Source organism: Snodgrassella alvi wkB2, assembly GCF_000600005.1.
GTDB classification, from domain to species: Bacteria; Pseudomonadota; Gammaproteobacteria; order Burkholderiales; family Neisseriaceae; genus Snodgrassella; species Snodgrassella alvi.
Window position 1 is genome coordinate 2112981 of record NZ_CP007446.1, and the last position, 22858, is coordinate 2135838.

Sequence of the window (22858 nt, forward strand, 5' to 3'; positions counted from 1 at the left end):
ATTTCATTGTTATTTTCCTAATTTGTATAATAACTGAAACATATCTGAATTCAGAAAATCAGCCAAAGCAGCCGGTGCTGAGGCGGGTATTGCTACATATGTTGTCGTATCTGATGCTATATTCTGAAACGGATTACGGTTGCGTGAAGTGTTTCCGTCATCCCCATACCAGCCCCATATCTGTCCGCCAAGATAATCATGTGTTCCGGCAAAGGATTCTATCAAATCATCAGAGAAATCACCCTTATTATACGGAATCGTCAGCCCGGGCAGATACCAGCCACCTTGCACCGGCTGGAAGCCGCCGGTAAGACCAAACATACCACCCACCTCTGTTGTATCCTTCATTAGATCAGCAAACGTCGGATACTTAGAATCTCCTTTAAATATATAATTACCATGTTCATCTTTTTTCAGATTGTTCATATCATCTGTTTCACAACGTCCATTATCGCTGCCACAGATAATATCTAAATGCAATCGTACCCCACCAAGCTTAACACCATCAAAATATCCACTATCATAGGAAACATTATTCATTACTTCTCCAGTTTCCTTGTTAATTACTATTCCAGGCGATTTTCTGGAATTGGCCAGACTTTCTTCACGTAACTTAGTGGCTGCCAGCTGTAAAGTACCCTGAGTAATGGCAGCAGTTGGATCAGCGGCCAGTATATTGACTACTGTTTCCAGTAAACGCCGCTGATATTGCAGTTTATAAATCTCTTTATACAGTTCTGTTTTATTTTCTTCTGATGTTTCTTCTTTGATTTTTTTCCTCAGCTCTGCCTGTCTGGAATCGATATAAGAGTTAATTAATCCAAGGCTGTTCTGACGGAATTCTTTAGTAACTTCTACCTGAATATTTAATTCATTAAGCACTTTTTCCTTGTCAAAGTTGTTGGCCAAATAGCCAGCCTTACCAGCATAATCTTCGCTGCTGGTGTCAGTATGAATAGCTGCTATGGCTTCTGCTACGGTTTTACCAGTTTTCTGCTGCTGCGCTGTTTCATCTGTAATGATGATATTGCTGGTATTGATACCACTATGAGTAGTACTACTGTCGTGATCACTATCATGACCAAGTCCAAGTGAGGTGTTATTACTGTCAGACCACTTCTTATCGGAATTAGTGTTATTGTTATTACTATCTTTATTATTGGTATTATCTTTTTTGTCTGACTGACTTCGCTCTGGTTTAGATGCACTTATACTGCCACTGACATCAATACCAATGCTGCTACCACTGTAATCGCTGTGATTTTTGATGTCACTGCTGGTAAGACTGCCGGTAATCAGGCTGTTTTTACCTGCTGCTTCTGCGGCACTGGCAGAGGTGATGATGGCCCCTTTCAGATCTGTATTGCCTTTGACTTTAATCTGATAGCCGTCATCTCCAGCTATTATACCGCTTTGTTCAGTGACACTGGCATAATCGGCCTTGATTTTGCTCTTGCTATAGCTGGCCGATCCCGATGCACCGTAGCCTACAGTAACCTGCCCGCTGATATTCTGCTGTTTACTGTCATATTTGGCTTTGTCCTGCAGACTGGCTATGTTCAGCTCGGCTGCATCTATACTTACGCCTTTTCCGATTACCTGTGCACCTATGATGTTGGTAGCACCGCCACTACTGAGACTGGTACTGCCGCTGCTGCTGCCGACATGGCTGTTACGGTAGCTGGTTTCGTCTCCGTTACCATGGCCTTTACCCAGATTGCCCCCGGCTGTAACACCCAGAGATGCACCACCAGAGCCATAGCTGATAGCCACCCCAGCATTCCAGCCGCTGGATTTATTACTGCTGCGTTCGCTGTGGCTTTGTTCTGCTGCAAGCAGGTTAATTTCGTTATCTGCTTGTAAGTGTGTGCCTCTGCTGCCTGCCACATCTGATCCGATGATGTTGATATTAGAGTCTTTGCCTGCGCCCGTTGCCAGTAAATTGACTGTTCCACCAGCATTAATGCGGCTAGCAGAGGCTACAGTATCTTTCGTGTGACTCTCCATACGAAGCTTCTGCTGACCAACTGTTATACCGACATTAGCATTCATAGCATTTTGGGGATTATTGGCAATATCCGCAACAGCACTACCTGCTTTATATGTGTCCATACCGGCATTAAAGGCAGCCATAGCATTGATACGATCATTTTTGCTTTTATTTGTACGCTCAATTGCAGTTCCGGCTTTTTGAATAGCACCAACTACAGGTATGTTTACACCTACTGTAATACCACTTTGCTTCATAGTATGCACATAATCGGTGCTGTACTGATCCTGAGCTGCCTGCACATTTATTTGTTTAGCTACAACAGCAACATTACCTCCAGGGGAAGAAACTGTACTGCCACTTTGCGTATAACGATTACCGGCAACAATAATCGTATCACCTTTCAGACTGCCAACATTGCTGCCGCTATGAATAAGGGAATTTCCGGCAATGTCATCGGTTTGTTTCTGACTGCCAATAGAGAAACCAAACCCGCCACTACCCATCAGACCGGATTTTTTTCTGGCATGATATTCCTGTACCTGATACTGATTCTCAGCTGCCTCGATATTAATATCACGACCGGCATGTAATAAAGTCTGATTATCTGCAATAACATTGCTGCCGCGGATATTAATATCCTGTTCACTACCAATACGGATATTGCTACCGGTAATATTACTGCTTACTGCTTCATCATTATGTTTCTGATATTTATCTATACTTTTTTTAGTGGAAAAAGTTCCTCTTGTTTTATTGTAATGAGCCTCATCCAGATCTGTTTTTGCTCTGCCCTCGGTAATATTAACCCCTTTATTACCATAAATATTAATATCACCATTAGTACTGTTAATATCACTCTGCCGGATATTAACAGTATTGCCAGAAAATAATGTAACATCACCTCCGGCAATAACTTGAGTTCCTCTTTCATCTTTATGATCCAGTGCCAGATGGTTCCTGGCACTGAGTTCACCATAACCGGTGTGACTTGCAGTCTGAACCGTACCCAGATTGACACTTCCGTTGCTGCTGGCCAGCTGAGTCAGACCGTTGGTTGCTGTATTCACAATATTGGCACCATGAAAATTCAGATCCTCTACACTATTAACTGCCAAAATCCCATTTTTATTGCCTGTTACATACAGTCCTGCCACACGATCAATCACGGTACCGCCATTGCGCTCATCACCGTGAGTTGCCGTGATAGTGTTAACATTTATATGTTTTGCCTGCAGACCAAGAAAATTCTGTGCCTGAACGGTACCGCCATTAATATCAATATTGTCAGTTGCATTAAGCAGCACATTTTGCCCGCTGATCAGACCACTATTACTAAGATTATGTGCACCCAGATCTACAATTCTGCGACCGGCCACTGTACCCTGATTATTAATATCCTTATTAGTATGCAGACTGATATTATTAGCACTGATTAATGCACCGGCAGTATTTAAATCTCCGTCACGCACCATCAGATATACCTGCGGGACCAGTACAGTTTGCTGACTTCCATCAGGCATAGTAACAGTCTGACTTACCATCCAGACAATATCACTGGTCAGGCGTGCTACCTGATCGGCACTCAGAGCGATTCCCGGTACCAGTCCCATGGTTTTCGCCATGCTTACACCAGCATCCATTAATGCCTTATATTCATCTTCATCACTGTCATATCCTGCAAGGCGGCGATAACCGGTTAACTGATCTATTTGTTCATTAATCAGTCTTTGTTCGTAATAACCATCCCCTAAGCGCTTCTGTATTTTTTCCGGATCCTGACCCAGCGCTTCTAACATATAGTTGCTACTAAGCCATTTATTTTTATTGGTAAATGCCGGATCGGTTTCAACCAGATAACCTTTATTATCCGGATCAATATGATACAAACTATTATTAGGTAATTTATTATTCAGACTGGTAAGTGTTTTAATACTGGGAACCTTTGCACTATCAGTCTTATTATCATCTACAGGCTGATTATTAGCTGACATATTGTAATCGTTACTGCCTGTCTTATCAGCATTGACATTATCTTTAACTGAATTATTGCTCGTAACATTGACTGTATCTGTATGCTTACTATTGGAACTGCCAATAGATGAACTACCCGTATATACACTTCCTGCATTCTCTATGTTACCGGTATTATTGTTTACCCCAATAATGGTATTGTCTGTAGAATCAACTTTCATATGTTGCTGGATAATGCTAACAGGTTGTTCAAGATCAATAGTCGTGATTGTGGTCTCGTTTATCTGACCTCTTACTTTACGCTTATATTCAGTACGCCTGTTCGGCCAGCTACCACTTTTACTTTTTTTATATCCGCCTAATGTACCGGTATCAACCACACGCTGCTGACCTTTACTTTCAATATTATCCAACTGTAAAGAATCTGCACCAATCAGACTACCGCCTACCAGAATCCGGCTGTTATTATTTTCCCAATGGCTGCCGCTTATATTTAAATTACCGCCAATAATAATTTCACCCGGTCTGCTTTCACTGACACGCTGTTTATAAGTTTTGCGGTTAAAATCCCACCATGTGATACCAGTTTTTTCCTCTCTGGCCATAGGACGACCATCATTAAAATAAAATTCAGAATGTTCATTTTTCTTCTTTCTTTCATTGTAATGCCCGTCCACTCCCTCTGTCCATTTCTCTGTCTGACCGGGGAATAAATACTGTTGAATATGCTGCTCAGGATTTGCCAGATACTCTTCAAGAGTAAAATGATTATTCAGATTACGTAATTCATTTACAGCAATATTTCCATTACCTTTTGCCTCAATACGCGCACTGCTGTTTATCAGACTATCGGCCATTCCGGTAGCATGATATTGTTTGTCCAGCTTTCCGCCAATAGCAAGATCACCTTCACTGAGTAAATAGCCCTGCTCCTTATTGACTATATCTCTGGCACCTATATCCAGCTGCTGGCGTGCAGCAATAATTGCTGCCTTAGTTTCATTACCTGTTATTTCTTCTCGATTTAACAGACTGCCGGTACCTATCGCCACATGGTCTCCGTAAATGCGTCCAGTACCAACGTTATCTACAAGTTTTCCAGCCTGAATCAGAGTCAGACCATTACTGTTTATCAGACCTCGGTTAATTACACTGTCCTGCACATTTAATTCTGTATGCTTATTACTCTGAATAGTACCGGCTGCCTGATTATCTATCCGGCTGGCATCAATAATAACACTATCACCGATAACATTATGATTATTAATTATTTTACCATTACTATGCAATTTCAGACCAGCATTAGCACTTATATTCCCGTTAATATTAAAATCATCTGTTAAATCTATAGATGCATCATGACCGGCAGCTATACCAGCATCGTCAGTACTGGCATAATCCAGTTTTTTGGCCTGTAAATTTAAATCATTTCCAGCAAGAATTTTACCGTTATTGGTATTATCAATTTCCAAAGTATTATGCAGCTGATCATGAATATTTACATTGTCTGCGCTACTGATTTGTCCATACTGATTAAGCAGTTTCTGATTGATTTGTGCATTTAGCTGCTTATTGGCACGAATGTTACCAGCAGTGTTATCAATACTGTCCGCTGTTAGATCAATACTGTCTGCATCTATACTGCCATTATTGCTGTTATCCAGTGTCGATGCTTGAATAACTACCCCTTTACCGGCCTGAATCTTGCCATTTGCGCTGTTATTCAATACCAGATTGCCTGGACCATCAGCATTTAGCAGTAACTCTTCATTACTTGCAATATTTCCTCCCGTATTATCCAGCTTTTCGTCAATCTGCGCCTTTAACTGTTTACCAGCCTGAATAATACCCCCTGCTGTATTCTCTGCGCGTGCTGCCTTCAGATCCAGATTCTTCTCACTGCTTATTATTCCTTTATTATTATTTTTAATACTTTCCGTATTTAGATAGGCATCTTTACCGGCTATGATTTTTCCGCCGTTACTGTTATCAACAGCCAGACGGCTTTCGCCTTCACTGTTAAGCAACACATCTCCGCCACTGCCGAATTCTCCGCCCTGATTATTCAGACTATTACCAATCTGTGCCTTTAACTGCTGATTTGTCCTGATAGCTCCGGCTGCATTGTTTACACTGTCTGCTGTCAGATCAATACTGTCTGCATCTATGCTGCCATTATTGCTGTTATCCAGTGTCGATGCTTGAATTACTGCCTCTTTGCCCGACTGAATCACACCATTTCCACTGTTGTTTATACTTACTGATGCCTTAAGATGCAGATTTTCACTGCTTATTATCCCTTTATTATTATTTTTAATACTTTCCGTATTCAGATAGGCATCTTTACCGGCTATGATTTTTCCGCCGTTACTGTTATCAACAGCCAGATGACTTTCGCCTTCACTGTTGAGCAACACATCTCCGCCACTGCCGAATTCTCCGCCCTGATTATTCAGACTATTGCTAATCTGTGCCTTTAACTGCTGATTTGTCCGGATAGCTCCGGCTGCATTGTTTACACTATCTGCTGTCAGATCAATACTGTCTGCATCTATGCTGCCATTATTACTGTTATCCAGTGTCGATGCTTGAATTACAGCCTCTTTGCCCGACTGAATCACACCATTTGTACTGTTGTTTAAACTTACCGATGCCTTAAGATGCAGATTTTCACTGCTTATTATCCCTTTATTATTATTTTTAATACTTTCCGTATTCAGATAGGCATCTTTACCGGCTATGATTTTTCCGCCGTTACTGTTATCAACAGTCAAATGGCTTTCGCCTTCACTGTTGAGCAACACATCTCCGCCACTACCAAATTCTCCGCCCTGATTATTCAGGCTGCTGCCAATCTGTGCCTTTAACTGGCGGTTTGTCCGGATAGCTCCGGCTGCATTATTTACACTATCCGCTATCAAATCAATTCTGTCTGCATCTATACTTCCATTACTGCTGTTATCCAGTGCCGATGCATGAATAACTGCATGTTTGCCGGCCTGAATCTTGCCATTTGCGCTGTTATTCAATACCAGATTGCCTGATCCGTCAGCATTTAGCAGTAATTCTTCATTACTTACAATATTTCCTCCTGTGTTATCCAGCTTTTCATCAATCTGCGCCGTTAGCTGTTTACCAGCCTGAATAATACCCCCTGCCGTATTTTCTGCGCGTGCTGCCTTCAGATCCAGATTCTCACTGCTTATTATCCCTTTATTATTATTTTTAATACTTTCTGTATTCAGATAGGCATATTTACCTGCTATGATTTTTCCGCCGTCACTGTTATCAACAGCCAGATGACTTTCACCTTCACTGTTAAGCAACACATCTCCGCCACTGCCGAATTCTCCGCCCTGATTATTCAGGCTGTTGCCAATCTGTACCTTTAACTGCTGATTTGCCCGTATCGCTCCGGCAGCATTGTTTACACTGTTTGCTGTCAGATCAATACTGTCTGCATCTATACTGCCATTATTGCTGTTATCCAGTGTCGTCGTATGAATAACTGCATGTTTGCCGGCCTGAATCTTGCCGTTTTCACTGTTATTCAATACCAGATTACTTTGTCCGTCAGCATTCAGCAGTAATTCTTCATTACTTACAATATTTCCTCCTGTGTTATCCAGCTTTTCTTCAATCTGCGCCTTTAACTGTTTACCAGCCTGAATAACACCCCCTGCTGTATTCTCTGCGCGTGCTGCCTTCAGATCCAGATTTTCACTGCTTATTATCCCTTTATTATTTTTAATACTTTCTGTATTCAGATAGGCATTTTTATTCGCTATGATTTTTCCGCCGTCACTGTTATCAACAATCAGACGGCCTTCGCCTTCACTGTTGAGTAATATATCTTCGCCACTGCCGAATTCTCCGCCCTGATTATTCAGGCTGTTGCCAATCTGTGCCTTTAACTGACGGTTTGTCCGGATAGCACCTTTACTGTTATCAACAATATTGGCTTTTAATATCAGACTATTACTATCAATACTGCCCTGCCGGTTATTCAGGTTATTCGTACTCAGTTTAAGAGATGCACCGGACTGAATTTTTCCGTCCAGACTGTTATTTATATCTTTACTTTGTATGCTTAGCTGTTCCTGAGCCGCAATCAGACCATTATCACTGTTATCCAGCTGGGCACTGTCTATATTAATATCCTTTACCGACTGTAATTTACCTTTTCTGTTATCCAGTTTGCCACTTTTTGCCGATAATAATTCTGTTGTAGTAATTTCACCCTGATGATTATCAATGCTATTGGTATTAATTAATGCCTGCCGGGCACTGAGCTTACCTTGATAATTATCAAATATTTCACCACTTACCGTTAATTTATTCAGATTCAGACTGCCATGATTATTCAGACCAGTCTTCGAGGTTAAATCAATACCGCCATTGGCAATAATCTGACCATTATCATTAATTATTCCCTCACTACTAATAATTTTTCCGGTTTCAAATTGTGTTTTATGGGTATTAACAGCAGAGACTGTTTGTCCGCTACCAGCGGCTGTAGTAGGAGGAGAAGCAGGTATTGCCGTTTCCGGTTTATGCTCCGGGTCAGACGGAGCAGGCTTATCCGGCTCAGGGGCATAACCAATCAGGCCATTATTACTATTATCCAGCTTATTCAGATCCAGCGTTAAACCCTGAGTACCGGTCTGAATAATCTTCCCGTTCTGATTATGAATATTATCTGCAATAATATCTATCCGACCGGCATTAATTTCTCCCTGATTATGCAGTTTTTGCTGCCGGATATTGATTTCATCCGCAGTAGTCAGTAAACCACTGTTTTCTAACTGCTCACTATGAACCAGCATTTTCCCCTGACTTGAAACTGTTCCACTATTCGTTACTCTGTCAGCATTGAGGGAAACACTGGCAATATCAGCACCAGAAGATTTCTGATCAGAAACGACAATACTACCGCTATTGCTCAGGTAACCATTAGCATCTATGCTTAAATTACCATTACCGGCATAAATCTGCCCCGCATTATTAACACCAACGCCTTTATCAGTACTGACCAGTACAATCTTACCGGCATACATACCACCCAGTTTGCCTGCATCAATAGCTACTAAAGGTTTACTCTCTGCAGAGGTCAGTACAGACTCAGTTATATTTCCCTGTGCATCTGTATTATTGCTTCCTGCTGTAATATTCAGATTATTTGCCCAGATACCCGCATTAATCTGTGCGGCCTGCGATAGAATGCGTGTGTATTCACTGCTACCAGTATTCAGACCGTCTCCACTGATACTGATATTACCCTGCCGGACTTCAAAGCCGTCTAAATTTCCATTCCTGATTAGCGGCTTACCTGTAGTCAGCGTTACTCCTGCTGCATTAATAAATCCGCTGCCATTCACATTTATCCCCGCCGGATTGGCTATAATTACTTCTGCACGCCGGCCGGCTACTTCTATATAGCCATTCAGCTGGCTGGGATTGGTACTATTAATCTGATTAACAATAACTCTGGCTTCACCTTTACTCAGCCATGGATTGGCCTGTATCCAGCCGGCCAGCCTGGTTGCCGTATTTTTTCGGCTGTTATTTAAAATAGCGCCTTTCTTGTCTACATCCATCTGCCGGAACTGATTAATTGAAACTCCGCCTTTAGTAGGTGTTCGAATATTAATTTGCGGTGTTCCATTCGCTGTTTGCAAAATGGTCGGCTGCTGATTTTTCGGTGCAGAAGTATCAGCATGAATCGAACCTGCTCGGCTGGAATCAATAACTAGAGTGCATAAACCGAAACCCAGCAGAATAGACCAAGCCAGAACAGGCAAACCTGCAATCTTGATTTTGCTATTCATTATTGCGGTACTACCGGCAGTACTGTCTGCAGTACTTTTTCCTTCACGAATAGTATTTTCCGCAACAGCCATCATTTGCCCGCGTTTTTTATTGAAAATTACCTTAAAAAGATTCTTATTCATTTTCCTGCCCTTTGAAGAGTATATTTAATTAAAATTTCTCAAAACCAACTGGAATATTGTCTTAATATTTATTCAGAAAAAGCCAAATATTAAATAAATTTATTCAGATTAAAATCAAACGTATATCAGCAGAATAAAATTCTAATAATGACAAAAAAATAATTATTAATTGATCGATTATTCGTAATTTTTCCGGTAACTCTATTATTCATCATGCAATCCTCTTTATTTCATAATCAACGCTATATTTTGAATAAATTTGTATTACAGCTCTAAAGTGAATAATTCAGATTAAATCCGAATGTAGTTTTGTCTGTGCGGAAATGCTGCGGTTTATAAATCGGCTTTCCCATAAATACGTCGTAATACCAGTTCCCGCCAGCCTTTACCTGACCTTTAAAACCCACTACTGTACCCGCCAGTGTCTTTCCTAACTGCATTTCACTTGTTCTTCCCGTTATATGCCCTACGTCTATCCCTGCATATACCTGATGACTCGGTAAATACTGCCAGTTCAGATTGTTATTCCAGTACCAGCCCTGCTCTCCCATCAAAGTAAGCTCTCCGTCAAATCCCCGCACAGTGTAGCGCCCGCCTATTGATACCTGATCCTGAGTAATTAACGGGGTTTTATTCCACTGCCCGTGAAACGAGGTGTCATAGCTAAAGTTATATTTTCCTACCCTGAACGGCTTCATCAGTGAAGCATCCAGTGTGATTATCTCCATCCGCGAGGTGCCTTCACCGAATTCTTCTTCTGCCGCCCGTAAACTGTGGTCTGCACCGGTTCCGCGCTTATAACCTGCACTCAGATTAAGTATGGCATTTCCTAAATATTCCTGATGATTCAGCCCTATAGCCCAGCCTGCCGTATGTCTTCTCTGTACTTCGATTTCAGCATCGTCTATATAGTTATGTGATTTACGCCGCCATATTCTGGCACTTACATCAATTTTACGGTGACTGTTACGATATATCATTCGGGTTATCCCCAAATCTGTATTTTCACTGCTGCCGTTATAATCATAATTCTGGTTATAACCGGCTATAGCCTGATGGTAGCGGTAATAATTCTGGTTAAAAGCTATCAGCCAGTTTCCTACCGGTACTGAATAATGAAGGGAATAGCCGTGTGTACCACTACCGGTACGATTACCATCAATATCTACTGTACTGTCTTTACTACCCAGATCATGGTTATAGTTCACATAAAACAGATCACTTAGACCTAACGGATTATCAACAGATAAAGTTACACCGCCCTGATAACGTCCGGTAGCATGACTGCCTGAGTCATCTGCATTAAAGCTGATACGTACTGGTACTTTACGCTGCGACCATGAAACAACCACATCACTTTCGTTCGGTGCTTCAGCCGGTACTATCTGGATATCCGCCTCTACTGTCGGCACGCGTTTCAGGTTTTCCAGTCCTTGTTCTAAATCCCGCAGATTCAATATGTCACCAGATCTGGCAGGAAATTCATTCTGAATACGACGAATACGGTTTACATGTGTCTGATCAGCATTATCAAGGTTATAACGAATTTCATGAATTCGTCCCGGAATAACTGTCAATACCAGCTCACCAGTACTTAAATCCTGCGGGCTGGCCAGAATGCGTGTAGTAGTATATCCCCTGTCTATTACTGCATTCTGCGCCAGTGTCATAATATAATTAATACCATTGCTACCCAGACACAATCCCGGCTTGAATTTACTCAGATAAATAGCTTTATCTAATGCAAATTGAAACCGCTGTGCCTGATCACCATTTAACTTGATGCTTCTGATGGCAAAACATGGTTTTTCATCCTGAGGTAAACCGTTAACCGTACCTTCAATTTGCGGAGGCTGTAATCGCACATTGACTTCAGGCTGCATTTTTTCCTGAAATTGTTTCAGCCTTTGCTGTTCGCGAATAATCTGCTGCTGTTCAATATCTGCCGGATTAGCCGGACCTGACGATGGTGCAGCATACGTCTGATATATCACCCCGTTCAGTAGACTTAAAAATAATAGGTTTTTACTGATGTTCATCACATTATCTACAAATATTTGTTTTAATTAATAATATAATACATAAATTAACTCTACAAATTTTTTAACTAATTTATTTGTAATAAAAATATTTTAATAAGAAAATTTTATTTAGATATTTATCTGAAAAACAATTTATATAAATTAAATTTTTATATATATTTCAATATATTAATTGAATAATTATTCTATATGCAATAAATCATCTATGATAATTTTCTTCTCCGCCCTTCTGATCAGATATTCAATAATTAAAATTAAATTATTGTTTCAAATAAGATTAAATATAAATTTAGTTAATGGACAAGTTTTGTTGTAAATTTGATATAAATCTCCAAAATTAAATATATTTAATCTAATTTAAAGTAAATATAACGTACTCACTTTAATAAATACATTAGATAATCTCTCACTTTTCCGTTAGAAATTCTCAAATTTTTCTCATGTTTTAATTAATATGACTAATCATAATATTAATCTTAAATGTTTCAATTTATAACTTAGCCAATAATACTAATTTCATAAAATAGATAAATTAGATTTATCTAGTGAGTAGTGTTTTTCTTAGTCATAATTTCACTTAAATATAATTTGTTTTTCATAATTAGATGTTTACACTAAAAATACCAATTAATAGAAAATACCGATTCTATAATTATTTTTTATCTGTACTATATTTATCGATTCAATTAAAGCACGAGAATTAATCCCAGGTATTTATTCATTGATGAACAAATTACCCTGTTAGTTGAACAACGACATGGTAGTAATTAAAATAAAAGCCTTATTGATGTTTCAACAAGGCTTTAAATTTTATTTATCTGATAATGGGGTTTGGTTAACTAAACAAGCTCCATCTCAGTTTTTAATAATTAAATAACTTTATTCAGGTTCAGTCGTATCTGCTTTATATTGTGCTGACTCTTCTTTCGCTGATTCGAGCCATGCTGAAAAATTTTCTAAATAATATTGTTTACCCCTAACCGGATCTTCACCACTATAACTATAGCCATAATCATGAAAATAAACTTTTGGATCCCCACTTTTATCACTTCCATCAAAACAGGCTAAAACAACATATCCATCATTAAAAAAACCTGATTCATCACTAGCAATAGCAAAAGGTATTAAAGGTTGATCTCTATATTCAATGAGTAGTGCTCCATAATAACTTAAAGATTTTCCGATATCTTTGCATAAAAAATCCCATGGTTCTAAATCAATAATGTTATTAGATTTTACTGTGTCAATATAACTTTGAGGAAAAACAAAACCATCAGGAAGTATTGGGGTATTATATAAAAATATATTAGACATCATTTTTTACCTTGTATTTTTGGAGATTGATTCGAGCCATTTGGATTTTGTTTTCCAAAGCCTCAAGATTGTTTGTTTATGTGCCCTTTAATTGCTTCTCCCCATGTATTATATTTTTCCCGACCTCGAAGCTCTTGAATCTCCGGAGTTAATTTTTCATTAAAATCATGAACTTTTGCTTTAACATTAGTACCTGCTTCTCTTGCAGCAAGAATTCGAGTGTTATCCATATTTGTTAATTTGCCATCTGGCATTTTTATGACATCAACAGAATCGCCTTTCCAACCATCTTTTTTCATTCTAGAGACAAGATCATCATAAGTGTATTTTAAAGTAGTTCCTCGTTCAGTTTTGTTATAAGAAACCGTATTCTGTGAAAATCTGATTTCATCAGGATTTATTACGGTCGTTCCTTTTCCAGCATAAGTTAATTATTGAACTTGCGATGCAGGTCTAAAAAGCAATAAAAGCTCCCCGCTGGTTAAGGCGGGGGAGCTTTTTAATTTAGTTTTTTCAACTCTTGCTCAATTTGCTCAATAAGTTGTTTATCATTTAATTCATATTCTTCTTTATCAGAATCTGGATTATAAAGATCGGCTAGACAAAAAATAGTTGATAAACATTCGCTAACACTGTCTTCATCTTTGAGAAGTAAACCGTTATCTCGCTCTATTCGATAGAGCTCAATGTAAGCCTCAGCAAAAACTTGAGCTGTTATTCTTCCATTAACAAACGATTTAGCAAATTCTAATGCTATAAGGCTCATCGTAATACTCCATTTTTCATATAATTATCATACTGTGCGGTTCCTGGCGTAAGCTTAAATCCTGTAACAAAATTACCAGAGCTATCAAGAACAACTGCATTATTAGTACTTGAGTTAAAAAATACTTTTGAGTCTTTTACAAAGCCATAAGTACCTTGGGGTTTGGTTGCCGAGTCTCCCATATGATTTTTGATTGCAGTTTCATATTGACCAAGAGTTTCCGGGTTTTTCTTTGTTGTTGTTATTCCAAAATCAGCCGCATGCTTAAACTTCTTATCTAGTTGCTTTTGCGTTATTCCCGTTAATTCACCGGCAAGAGAATTTGCACTCGTTCTCTTTCCAGCATTCCCCAAGCCTTTCTCATTTACTACATGCTCATCAAAAATTACTTTTTTTATTCGCTTGTTGAATGCTGTTAGTTATCAAACTTGAGATAAAAGTATAGACATCAAAGTAAGATCCTAACAGGATTCAGATGAGGACTTTACTATTACCTCTAAATTTAAAAATAAAAAAATAGACCTGTTTTATATTTTATTGCATTATCAACTTGAGTTAATAATTGAATCAACGCTTCGCTATTATTTGATACTATTGAATTTTGAATAATACTTTTAGCCTTAATAAGCTTATCAAGATCGATTATCTTTTCATCTTCATAATCATCAATATTTATATCTAATTCATTATTAAGTTGATTAATAACATTACTCTCTAAGAGATTTTTATAATTATCTTCATCAAGAATTAATTCAATCAAATCACCATCCACACAATTATCTAAATCTAGGCGTTCCATTGCACTTTTATTTACTGGAACGGATATATTTTTCATACTATTTATTCCTTTTTATATTAAAATGAGTTGCCTCATTATATTCACCTTGACTTCGGCCAGCTTCTTTTCCATTCTCTAATAATTTGTTGTTAGGAATATTACCATTCAAATCCAAATAAGCTCTTTTTCCCGAAATATTAGGGTTATAAATTCGGAAGTAGTTTCCAGACAAATCCTCAACCACCTGTATACCTGTTGTTGGATTAGTATAAATTCTTTTTCCTTTTTCAGTTGTAGTTATTATTGGATTTGAGCCTGCAAACTCATTAATAGCCTTATCAAGACTTGCTGTAGCCCAATTACTTGAATATTGTTCTGCTCTAGCCGCACCGCCAGTTAGTTTTTCAGTATTTGTAACACCAGTCCCCTTTCCAGCATTCGATTTCCTGAAAACTGGTTAATCTGACCTATGCGGTGATACTCTGACCACTTTGTTGATGGTTGATGTATTGAGACAAACATATCTTATGATGGAAATTATAACTACTGTCACCCATACGTATTATTTTGTCTCCTGCTACGGCTAACTCTCTGCCCACATGAGTAAGACCATCGTCAGAAGTAGATATATCGCCCTTCGTCTGAATGGGTTTGTTCAAGAGGTTTAATGTAGAGCAAATTACTAACTGATTCAATATGGGATTTTTAATTAAAAAAATCATACTTAGCAAAAAGATGACGGATATCATTAATAACATATTATTTTCTTATATCTTCCTCAGTAACCCAGACAAGCTACACACCCAGTTTTGAAACTGAAACTCATGTTTATTTCTTGTACATTCTAGGAAAATATTAGATCCCAGTAATGTAAAGGGATCTAGTTGCTAGGATTGATATATTACGTCGTAATTATTACCTAATTCTATTTGTAATTTTTCTTGTAAACATTTCCCTTTTTCTTTAAAGGCTATTTCTTCATTAATAGTTTTAAATCCAGATTCTAACGGGTTATCTGAATTCAACGTTTTATCATAGTCATCTGACCACTTATTTAACTCATTTTTGAGAGAATCACTGATTAGTAAGGAATCAGGATCAATATTTCCAACTTCATTATCCGAATCAATCCACAATGGATAACATTCATAATCAGCCATTAATTTTATTTTCTTCATTTACTTACTCCCCGCAGGATTTGCTCCAACAATAAAACCATTACTTCCAGTTGTAACAGCTATTCTTTGTTTTTGTCCATTAATCGTAATTTCATAAATTGGTCGTCCTGTTCCTTTTCCTTGATAACCAATAATCTTTCCTTTGGATACAGTGTCTATAACTACATTAGGTATTTGTGATTCTGAAACCCCTATTTTTGCAAAATCACTGGCATGACGTTCTACAATATGTTGGAGCCCTGCCGATGAATTACCTTTCTCAAGAAAAACTATTTTACCATCAGCTAATTTTTCAACTTTCAAAATATTTTCAGGTGAGAATTTAACGCCATTCTTAGACATTTCTTCCAGATATTGTTGATTTATCGTCCCTTTTCCAGCTTTTGCTTTAGAACCCTGCTTTTGCATCATTACAGAATATCTATTTTTTATCAAACCTATTTCGTCATTGGTTAGTCTCCTTCCTTTTTTCATGCTCAGTGCACGTATAACTGTTTCAACACTAACTCCTAAGTTGAGTAATGTATCAACTTGCTGTTGCATTATACTAACTGACCCTATGTAGCTCCCAGCAATTTGATATTGGAATACTCTTATGGCTATCTGTTCGTCAGAAGCTCCAGAGCGTTTCATTTTTTTGACTAGATTTAACATTGTAATTTGGTTGAAATCTGCATTGCCGATTACGCTCGCTGGTATCCATTCATTTGCATTTAAATCAAATATGCGTGAACCAAACCTACGCTGACTTTCTCCAGCCCCCCTCATCATTTTATTAGCATAGCTTGTCAATAATATTTTGGATTCTTCTTCTGTTATTTGTCCTGTCATATACAAATTCAATATGATTTTATTTGCTTCATCAGAGGCCTTTAAATATTCTTTTTCAACCTGAATCCTGCACTGATCTGTTTTGCATGCATCATATTTTCTTTGATAATCATCCGCACTTTGTACACCTGCTTTTTTCAGTTTTTCATTTAATATTTTTTCCTGAGTGTTAAGTTTACTTTCCCCCTTACTGTTACGAAGTGCATTATTATCAACCGCCGTATGCCCGGCCTGATTCCCCTGTGCCACATCAGCCATGCTGCCGCCTACTGCCGCTCCTGTTGCTGCTCCAGCCAACCCTATGATTGATGAAACCGTGGCTTTTTCATCTGCAGTTAAATCTTTTGATTCCTTGCCATACAGCCATTTCGATACTACCGGCGCCAGAGCTTCTGTTCCTGCCGCAGCCAGTCCGCCAGCCAGTGCATTATTTCCTCCTGCTGCCGCTACTGCTGCTCCTACTACTGCGTGCGCCACCAGATGCGCAGTGCTGCCTTCTGCATCTTTTCCTTTAAAGTACTGCCCTATCTGATATGAAACTATCGGGCTGGCTGTGGCCGCCACTATCCCTCCTATGCTGTTAGTCGGGGCGGACAGGCCTGCTCCTATCACATTTAACAGTAATCCGCCTGCATTCCACTGCGACAGTTCTTTTTCATATTTTTCACGTTCTTCCGGACTCAGTGCTGTATTTTTCAGTTTTTCTTTGAGGGCATCTTTTTTACTGTTTATTATGGCAGAGGCTGTCTGCATGTTATCGCTGAATTCCTGACTGATTTCACGCTGTAAATCCAGCTCTTTCTGTACCTTATCTTTATCAAAGTTATTATGCAGATATCCGGCCTTATCAGCATAATCTTCGCTGCTGATATCAGTATGGATGCTAGGTTTTAAAATCCCATACTTTAATCAATACGATTAATTACATTATTCAATAAATATTTATTTTTTTGAGTATTACTGATGCTTTTGATTTTGATAAATACATGCATAACTAGGATACTGCCATATAACAGCATATCTTTGAAGCGGTATTTCAGTTACTGTTGGATCTTTTTCATAATCATAATAATCATCCAAATTAGAAGTACTAATCATCTCTTCTCCGCGACAGTTATGTTCAAAACCTAGTTTTGCACTATTTTTATCAATAGTAGTAGCAACTTTTCCTATAACCAAATAACTTTATACCATTTGTTATATACACCTAGTCTGGTCAGACCTAGCCCTCCAATTCAACTGACCATGAATGGTCGTTGAATTGGAGAAGCTCAGATTTTATGCTGGTATGTTCATAACCATAACAATAGAGTAGGGTAAATTATTTACTCAACTTGCTATATAAGTCTAAAAGATAATAATTAGAATCTCTAATAGTTAGGTAGAAATTATTCTTATTATGATATTTTAGTCATTATATTTTTGATAATAGGTTCAACAGATTGTTCTAACTTTTCACTATCTATCGTATAACGATTTAATTCAATTTGATTTTCTGCATCAAATAGCAATTCTCTTAACCATTTTTCTTCTAATGCCAATATCTGATGCTCAGCTTCATAAATACTAGATTGTATTTCATCCAAACTAATTTTTTTATTTAAATAAGAATCACATTTTTTTTTAAGATTATTAATAACATCAGGATATATCCAATTCATCATTTTTCACTCCTTCTTAGAATGGTCACTACAACTTTACTATTCCTTTCGGTAACAACACCTACATCACCACTCCAATATACAGTCCTTTTTACACCATTAACCATTGAACTGGTTTTTGTTCCATTTTGTATAGTGTGCTCTACAATATTAGGAGAAATGTTACGACCAGCTCCAACTGTACCGGCAGGGAGCCCTAACTCTGGTAGTTGCATCCTATCAACTGCATGTTGTGAATATAATCTGTTTCCAATCGACGAATATTACTTACCGACAACAGTCTTTTTGGGGTAGTTCTGCTAAGAATTCCATTCCAGAGAATTACCATTCATCCCTTTCCTGCTTTACCACCGCTCAGCCATTCATCATAGATGCGCAACAGTGGTTATTGATTATCAGGATTGAGAAGCCTATCTAAAATAAAGTAATATAGATCTGTCCTTGATAATATCAACCCTATGATTAAATCAAAGACAGATCAATTAATCATCTTATTAATGTTGAAAATTCAGTAGAAATAAAAGGTTGTAATCTTATATCAACCTTTGTTCTTGTATCCTCTAGTACAACTTCGGTCGTTAGGTATTCACCATCTACATCTTTTTCTATCTTAAAGTATTCCACACCCTCCATTAGATTGTGCGCTATTCTTTTCTGTTTATACTCTATAATTGTTTGTATCCAACCTCCAGTTGCACTAAACGAAAAAATCAAAGACATTTCATTTTGATCAGTATATTTGTATGCAAAGTGTAAATCCTCTGTATTCTGAAAAATAGGTTCTCCCTCAAAAAAAGCTAACAAATTTATTTCATCTGGAAAAGATTGAATAAACATTTATTTTTTCCTTCTTTTGGAATTGTTGTTACAAATCTACGCGAACCATCTGGCATAATCTCAAATGACGTTTGTAATATAGTACCTTTTCCTGATAGACCCATTAAGAAATATTCTCTAACTTTAAAACTCTGAGAACCTCTTTTGTCATTATTAATAACATTACCTTTTGTATTTACTACTTTATTAAAGTGTTCAGTTAAAATAGCTGTACCTGATTCATTAGTCGGTAGCCCAAGCCGTCTCATCATTTGGGATAATTGAGTTGAGCGAGCAGTATTATGTTCTCCGCTATTTACTTTGCCATAAAGATAATCAAATTTTTTTGGATCTATTTCAAGCTTCGTCCCTTTTCTAGCATTAGATACTAGAAGGCGCACAAGACCAAGCTACCAAGTCAAGATTAAAAGACCATGAGTTTTTAAACCCGTTTCAAAAGATTGAGAAGCTACCAGAAGAAAACAAACCGTGATTAAGAGATTTTTAGATGCCTTTTAACCAAGAATCAGATTAAATTACTGACTAAATAAGAATAATAAAACAATAAGTAAGCAGCAATAATAGGCGGCAACCTGCTACCACTGCTAACCAAAACTAACTTCACAGGAGTTAACTATGGCTAAGGCACTGCAACCCACCGAACGATTTTACACCATTGGTTAACACCCCAAGCCATAGGACCCAACCCCAGACCGCAACTACCTATTAAAGGCTGCTGGCTAGAAGCCTTTGGCTTTACCACCGGTCAGCCAGTCATCATCGATGCGCAACATGGGCTGTTTATTATCAGGATTGAGGGGCTTGAGCTAAGAGGTAAAACAATATCCTCGCGAGTTAAGGCGGGGATTGCTATACAACAGGCTAGGATCTTATATTTAACTGTGATTGATATATAGAGCAACAGGTTTTGCCGGTACGGTAATTTCCCATCCCATGATGAGTAATATCGCCATAGCCATTTCTCTCATATTTTTCCACTCAGCACATTGACAAAGCGCATCGTTGTTCCAGTATTGGATGTTAGGTGCTCCACTTATAGATAACATATAATCATCTAACTGTTTAATTGCCAATTTTTGCTCAGACGTGAAAGAAGATGCGACCAAAGGATCATTTAATTCATCTAAAGCCATTTCCCACTCAACAGCCAGCTCGTCCGCAACGTTCACAAAATCAGGAAATAAACTTTTCTGTACTTCACAAGGCTGCGCTATCGCCTGAGTTATCCATTTAATCTTATTCATTTTTTATTCCTTTGGTTTATTAATAATTGTCGCTTTCTCTCCCGCACTTGGCTTGTTCCAATCGACGCATATTGCTTACCGTAAATAGTCTTTTTGGGGTAGTTTTGCCAAAAATTCCATTCAGAGAATTACCATTCATTCCCTTTCCTGCTTTACCACCAGTCAGCCAGTCATCATTGATGTACAGCCGAGGCTGTTGATTATCAGGATTGAGGGGCTGAGCTAAGAGGTAAAACAAAATCCCCACGGGTTAGGTGGGGATTGCTTTAGCTTACCTTGGATAATTTATCTGGTGATAAGGCTAGTATCTCTATTGTTCTACCGTTCTCATCACAGAACTCGACTTCATATGATTCATCGGGTTTAGTATAAACATCTATAATTGCACCTATCATTCCTGATTTCAGATTATACTCAGGAATATCTTCAGTTAAACTTACTGTATCAAAAAGGGAATATTTCATAATATCTTCACTTTACATAGAGTGTTGTTAATCTAGGTGTTGATGATCCAGGATCATATATCCAACCAGTTCGAACAGTTGCTGTTTTCCCATTCGGTCCAGTAATTGGCATATCAATAGTAATTCTTTGACCATGATTATCTGCTTTACCTAGAATGGCTGTATTTGTTTTTGCTCCCGATTGTATTTTTGATATTAGATCATTTGCGTTTGATTGGTTATATCCTAAAGCTGACTCAAAAACTTTTGCTTTGTTTCCCCCTACGGGATGCTCGGTATTTAATGCATAAGAAGTAACTTTATTCGGATCAATTACTGCTTTATCTGCATTTGCTAGCTTCCCAGAGTTTCCTGTTTTAATTACAGCCTCTGCATGGGTGTAATTGTTCCAATTCGCTGTTGGTCCTGAAAGTTTATCTTTAGAGGTTATTGTAGCAACATCATCTACAGCACTCGTCCCCTTTCCGGCTTTTGCTTTAGAACCCTGCTTTTGCATCATTACAGAATATCTATTTTTTATCAAACCTATTTCGTCATTGGTTAGTCTCCTTCCTTTTTTCATGCTCAGTGCACGTATAACTGTTTCAACACTAACTCCTGAGTTGAGTAATGTATCAACTTACTGTTGCATTATATTAACTGATCCTTTGTAGCTCCCATCAATTTCATATTGAAATACCCTTAAGGCTATCTGTTCGTCAGAAGCTCCAGAGCGTTTCATTTTTTTGACTAGATTTAACATTGTAATTTGGTTGAAATCTGCATTGCCAATTACGCTCGCTGGTATCCATTCATTTGCATTTAAATCAAATATGCGTGAACCAAACCTACGCTGACTTTCTCCAGCCCCCCTCATCATTTTATTAGCATAGCTTGTCAATAATATTTTGGATTCTTCTTCTGTTATTTGTCCTGTCATATACAAATTCAATATGATTTTATTTGCTTCATCAGAGGCCTTTAAATATTCTTTTTCAACCTGAATCCTGCACTGATCTGTTTTGCATGCATCATATTTTCTTTGATAATCATCCGCACTTTGTACACCTGCTTTTTTCAGTTTTTCATTTAATATTTTTTCCTGAGTGTTAAGTTTACTTTCCCCCTTACTGTTACGAAGCGCATTATTATCAACCGCCGTATGCCCGGCCTGATTCCCCTGTGCTACATCAGCCATACTGCCGCCCACTGCTCTTAATATTGCATGTGCTACAAGATGCGCAGTACTGTTTTCTGTAATTTTATCTTTAAAAGATTGACCAATTTCATATAAAGCCACCAGATATCAATACAGCCCTGTGTTCAATTTTCTAATATTACTATTATCAAATTAAACACAGGGCTAATATATCAGGCTAGCAATACTTACATGACTCTTTTACCTTTCGCTCTTCATCACGTTTTTTTCTGCATTCCACCCCAGATTCAATTCTCAGATTCAAAACCATATACTGGTGTCCCTCTGTCTCTCATACACTTAAAATACATAGATTGATTCCATACTTCATTTGGATAACCGACTCTTGCAACCCGGTTTTCCGGCTTATTTGCTAAATCTATACAATATTTTATATTTTGCTTTCTCAGCTCTTTTATTTCTGGAGGTTCTGATCTGCATAATATTCTTCTTACCAATTTATACTAATATTTATCATGATAATATCACATGAAATTGTTATTGGTTTTATCAATAATATCAATGCATTTATTACCTTATTTTATATAAATTTCAAATAAGTACCCGCTACCCTCACTTTTACTTCTTTCCCAAAGTTTATTTCTATAATAAAATAAACCGATAATGACAATATCATTTATTATAATTAAT

At 37.9% G+C, this 22858-nt stretch carries 19 protein-coding genes; 1 reads left to right on the forward strand and 18 read right to left on the reverse strand.

The genetic code is table 11. The features are described from left to right. Positions 1 to 9: 9 nt before the first annotated feature. The 14 genes from SALWKB2_RS09660 to SALWKB2_RS09735 form a co-directional block, all read right to left on the reverse strand. Positions 10 to 9915, reverse strand: a complete 9906-nt coding sequence (locus SALWKB2_RS09660) for a two-partner secretion domain-containing protein (RefSeq protein ID WP_025331473.1) — start codon at positions 9913 to 9915, stop codon at positions 10 to 12. A gap of 272 nt (positions 9916 to 10187) precedes the next feature. Continuing rightward, entirely contained in the window at positions 10188 to 11954 is a 1767-nt protein-coding gene (locus SALWKB2_RS09665) for a ShlB/FhaC/HecB family hemolysin secretion/activation protein (protein ID WP_025331474.1), read from the reverse strand. Positions 11955 to 12836: 882 nt separating this feature from the next. Further along, entirely contained in the window at positions 12837 to 13274 is a 438-nt protein-coding gene (locus tag SALWKB2_RS09670; RefSeq protein ID WP_198431270.1) for a hypothetical protein, read from the reverse strand. A gap of 59 nt (positions 13275 to 13333) precedes the next feature. Further along, complete coding sequence (locus SALWKB2_RS09675; RefSeq protein WP_025331476.1) at positions 13334 to 13570, reverse strand: hypothetical protein; 237 nt, start codon at positions 13568 to 13570, stop codon at positions 13334 to 13336. 200 nt (positions 13571 to 13770) lie between these two features. Further along, on the reverse strand, positions 13771 to 14037 hold the full coding sequence (locus SALWKB2_RS09680; RefSeq protein ID WP_025331477.1) for a colicin immunity domain-containing protein: 267 nt from the start codon (positions 14035 to 14037) through the stop codon (positions 13771 to 13773). Further along, positions 14034 to 14390, reverse strand: a complete 357-nt coding sequence (locus tag SALWKB2_RS11985) for a colicin D domain-containing protein (protein ID WP_025331478.1) — start codon at positions 14388 to 14390, stop codon at positions 14034 to 14036. Before SALWKB2_RS11985 ends, SALWKB2_RS09680 begins: the two co-directional genes overlap by 4 nt. 149 nt (positions 14391 to 14539) lie before the next feature. Next, positions 14540 to 14872 carry a hypothetical protein gene (locus SALWKB2_RS09690; RefSeq protein ID WP_025331479.1) on the reverse strand — a complete coding sequence of 111 codons (333 nt, stop codon included), beginning with the start codon at positions 14870 to 14872 and terminating at the stop codon, positions 14540 to 14542. 1 nt (position 14873) lies between these two features. Next, entirely contained in the window at positions 14874 to 15059 is a 186-nt protein-coding gene (locus tag SALWKB2_RS09695; RefSeq protein ID WP_051506483.1) for a hypothetical protein, read from the reverse strand. A gap of 643 nt (positions 15060 to 15702) precedes the next feature. Further along, complete coding sequence (locus tag SALWKB2_RS09705; RefSeq protein WP_025331481.1) at positions 15703 to 15993, reverse strand: hypothetical protein; 291 nt, start codon at positions 15991 to 15993, stop codon at positions 15703 to 15705. Continuing rightward, positions 15994 to 17577, reverse strand: coding sequence for a VENN motif pre-toxin domain-containing protein (locus tag SALWKB2_RS12395; protein ID WP_025331482.1), 1584 nt, complete (start codon positions 17575 to 17577; stop codon positions 15994 to 15996). It abuts the gene before it with no gap. Between the two features lie 204 nt (positions 17578 to 17781). Beyond that, entirely contained in the window at positions 17782 to 18003 is a 222-nt protein-coding gene (locus tag SALWKB2_RS09715; RefSeq protein WP_025331483.1) for a hypothetical protein, read from the reverse strand. Between the two features lie 218 nt (positions 18004 to 18221). Further along, a complete protein-coding gene (locus SALWKB2_RS09720) occupies positions 18222 to 18488 on the reverse strand; it encodes a hypothetical protein (protein WP_198431269.1) in 267 nt (88 codons plus the stop codon). A 483-nt stretch (positions 18489 to 18971) separates the two neighbouring features. Next, positions 18972 to 19322, reverse strand: coding sequence for a hypothetical protein (locus SALWKB2_RS09730; RefSeq protein WP_025331486.1), 351 nt, complete (start codon positions 19320 to 19322; stop codon positions 18972 to 18974). Next, on the reverse strand, positions 19292 to 19702 hold the full coding sequence (locus tag SALWKB2_RS09735; protein WP_025331487.1) for a hypothetical protein: 411 nt from the start codon (positions 19700 to 19702) through the stop codon (positions 19292 to 19294). The genes SALWKB2_RS09730 and SALWKB2_RS09735 overlap by 31 nt, the downstream gene beginning before the upstream one ends. A 294-nt stretch (positions 19703 to 19996) precedes the next feature. Here SALWKB2_RS09735 and SALWKB2_RS12725 point away from each other — a divergent pair, with 294 nt between their 5' ends. After that, the gene (locus SALWKB2_RS12725) at positions 19997 to 20218 is read left to right on the forward strand and encodes a SymE family type I addiction module toxin (RefSeq protein ID WP_370530646.1); all 222 of its coding nucleotides are present in this window, start codon (positions 19997 to 19999) and stop codon (positions 20216 to 20218) included. Here the strand turns inward: SALWKB2_RS12725 and SALWKB2_RS09740 are convergent. From SALWKB2_RS09740 to SALWKB2_RS09760, 4 genes are all read right to left on the reverse strand, one after another. Next, positions 20198 to 20566 carry a hypothetical protein gene (locus SALWKB2_RS09740; RefSeq protein WP_025331488.1) on the reverse strand — a complete coding sequence of 123 codons (369 nt, stop codon included), beginning with the start codon at positions 20564 to 20566 and terminating at the stop codon, positions 20198 to 20200. The genes SALWKB2_RS12725 and SALWKB2_RS09740 overlap by 21 nt on opposite strands. 266 nt (positions 20567 to 20832) lie before the next feature. Continuing rightward, a complete protein-coding gene (locus SALWKB2_RS09750) occupies positions 20833 to 21030 on the reverse strand; it encodes a DUF4926 domain-containing protein (protein WP_025331490.1) in 198 nt (65 codons plus the stop codon). Positions 21031 to 21037: 7 nt separating this feature from the next. Next, positions 21038 to 21592: a DUF6883 domain-containing protein gene (locus SALWKB2_RS11995; RefSeq protein WP_025331491.1), complete on the reverse strand. Its 555-nt coding sequence runs from the start codon at positions 21590 to 21592 to the stop codon at positions 21038 to 21040. Between the two features lie 57 nt (positions 21593 to 21649). Next, the gene (locus SALWKB2_RS09760; protein ID WP_025331492.1) at positions 21650 to 22309 is read right to left on the reverse strand and encodes a VENN motif pre-toxin domain-containing protein; all 660 of its coding nucleotides are present in this window, start codon (positions 22307 to 22309) and stop codon (positions 21650 to 21652) included. Positions 22310 to 22858 lie beyond the last annotated feature (549 nt).

Bases quoted from the DNA above. Each gene is read 5' to 3' on its own strand.
- SALWKB2_RS09720 (WP_198431269.1), bottom strand. From the start codon at position 18,488: ATGATGAATTGGATATATCCTGATGTTATTAATAATCTTAAAAAAAAA.
- SALWKB2_RS12395 (WP_025331482.1), bottom strand. From the start codon at position 17,577: ATGCAGACAGCCTCTGCCATAATAAACAGTAAAAAAGATGCCCTCAAA.
- SALWKB2_RS09665 (WP_025331474.1), bottom strand. From the start codon at position 11,954: ATGAACATCAGTAAAAACCTATTATTTTTAAGTCTACTGAACGGGGTG.
- SALWKB2_RS09660 (WP_025331473.1), bottom strand. From the start codon at position 9,915: ATGAATAAGAATCTTTTTAAGGTAATTTTCAATAAAAAACGCGGGCAA.
- SALWKB2_RS09680 (WP_025331477.1), bottom strand. From the start codon at position 14,037: ATGAGCCTTATAGCATTAGAATTTGCTAAATCGTTTGTTAATGGAAGA.
- SALWKB2_RS09675 (WP_025331476.1), bottom strand. From the start codon at position 13,570: ATGAAAAAAGATGGTTGGAAAGGCGATTCTGTTGATGTCATAAAAATG.
- SALWKB2_RS09690 (WP_025331479.1), bottom strand. From the start codon at position 14,872: ATGAAAAATATATCCGTTCCAGTAAATAAAAGTGCAATGGAACGCCTA.
- SALWKB2_RS09740 (WP_025331488.1), bottom strand. From the start codon at position 20,566: ATGAATAAGATTAAATGGATAACTCAGGCGATAGCGCAGCCTTGTGAA.
- SALWKB2_RS09730 (WP_025331486.1), bottom strand. From the start codon at position 19,322: ATGTTTATTCAATCTTTTCCAGATGAAATAAATTTGTTAGCTTTTTTT.
- SALWKB2_RS09750 (WP_025331490.1), bottom strand. From the start codon at position 21,030: ATGAAATATTCCCTTTTTGATACAGTAAGTTTAACTGAAGATATTCCT.
- SALWKB2_RS11995 (WP_025331491.1), bottom strand. From the start codon at position 21,592: ATGAAAAAAGGAAGGAGACTAACCAATGACGAAATAGGTTTGATAAAA.
- SALWKB2_RS09705 (WP_025331481.1), bottom strand. From the start codon at position 15,993: ATGAAGAAAATAAAATTAATGGCTGATTATGAATGTTATCCATTGTGG.
- SALWKB2_RS09670 (WP_198431270.1), bottom strand. From the start codon at position 13,274: ATGATGTCTAATATATTTTTATATAATACCCCAATACTTCCTGATGGT.